The sequence below is a fragment of the Protofrankia sp. CiP1_Cm_nod1 genome (assembly GCF_920888515.1).
GTDB lineage: Bacteria > Actinomycetota > Actinomycetes > Frankiales > Frankiaceae > Protofrankia.
Genome location: NZ_CAKKTM010000128.1, coordinates 1 through 1556 on the forward strand (window position 1 = coordinate 1; position 1556 = coordinate 1556).

Here is a 1556-nt window from a genome sequence, read left to right on the forward strand (position 1 = left end):
CCCGGCAGGCTGTCGGTGTGCCGGCGGCGGCTGGTGGTGCCGGGCGAGGCACCGGGCGGCGCCCGGCGTGGCCCCGCGGCCCTGTTGTCGGGCCCCGGCCTCGGCCTGGCCGCCGGCTCCCGCGGCGGTGGCCAGGCGACCTATCCGCGGGTGCTCCTGACCCGTTGGACCCGCTGCACCGCCAGCGAGGACGGGTCGAGCCCGAGGACGTCCATCGCCTCCTGGACGACGGCCCGCTCGGCGGGGTCGAACGTGCCGTCCGAGCGCCCGATCACCGCGCCGAACTGCACGACCGATCTTGCCCGCGACCGGCTGCCCCGCACCTTGGCGATCTCGCGCAGCGCCGCGGCCCGGCCGGCGGCGGCGTCCGCGCGCAGCGCGTCCACATGGGTGTCGAACAGGTGGACGAGTTCCTTGGGCGGGAAGGCGCTGAGCGTCCGGTCGGTGGCGACGATGTGCGCCATGGCGTCCCGCTCCCGCGCGTCGATCGTGCCGTCGGCGGCGGCGACGAGCGCGCAGATGGCGACCGCGGCGTCCCGGAACGCGGCGTCGTCGAGCTCGTGCCGCCGGGCGTGCAGCTGGGCCCGCAGCACGTGCACGGACTGGCTGAGATGGTTCCACCACGCGTCGGGCTCGTGTACCGGCAGCCCCTGCCACACCGGCCAGCGGTCCTCCAGCCAGCGGTCCACCGCGACCGAGACGGCGGCGGGTGTCAGCGACCGTTCGTCGAAGTCCTCCAGGGCCAGCGGGACGAGCGCGGCGCCCGCGTGGGTGGCCGGGGCGGCGGCACCGGCGGGCAGGTCGGCGGCGAACAGCGCGGTGACCGTGTGCTTCGCGTCCGGCCCGTGGTGCTCGACACAGCCGACGAACTCGGTCGGGACGGCCGGCGAGCCGGTCAGGGCGTGGACGTAGCGGGCCGCCGCCGAGGCGATCCCTTCGGCGGGCTCGACGTCACCGCCGGGCAGGAGGTAGGCGGACACGTCGGACCGATAGTGCGCGACCAGGTAGCCGCCGGTGTCGAGCAGGATCCGGACGTTCAGCCGGACATCCGTGGGAACGGGCATGTCGACCCCCTGATGACGCCTTCCCGCTGCCAGCGGCATTACGGAGGAGTTGCCGCTGACCCGATGCCATCATCCACCTGCCCAGGGTGGTTGCCCATCGGCAGCAGACCGCCGATGAATGCGGCGGCGCAAGGGTTGTAACTGAAAGAGGTTTGTGTTGTTGCGGCCGGTTACTTGAAATTTTTCAACCAAGCTCCGTAGCAACACCCTGACCTGCGGTGATGCATGATCTAGATCATATTGACGATGAATTCAACGTCCGGACGGCCCGTCGGGGCCCGCCCCACGCCGTCCTGTCCACTTCACGACACGCAACCTCGCGTCCCATGATCGTTACTATTGGTAGATACATGCCGGCATCCGGCGGGCCCTGCCCACGCCACATCGTGACCCGTCCAGCCGGCCGCGGACGGGATTCGCGCTGCCCGGCTGACACTTCCCAGTGCGCCGGCCAAGGAGTGCGGATCCCATCCACGGCCACTCGCACAGGTC

At 71.7% G+C, this 1556-nt stretch carries 1 protein-coding gene; it reads right to left on the reverse strand.

Translation table 11 applies throughout. The features are described 5' to 3' along the window. Nucleotides 1-140: 140 nt before the first annotated feature. A complete protein-coding gene (locus NBX02_RS06165; RefSeq protein WP_250290376.1) occupies nucleotides 141-1064 on the reverse strand; it encodes a TerB family tellurite resistance protein in 924 nt (307 codons plus the stop codon). Between the last annotated feature and the right edge of the window lie 492 nt (nucleotides 1065-1556).

Bases quoted from the DNA above. Each gene is read 5' to 3' on its own strand.
- NBX02_RS06165 (WP_250290376.1), bottom strand. From the start codon at position 1,064: ATGCCCGTTCCCACGGATGTCCGGCTGAACGTCCGGATCCTGCTCGAC.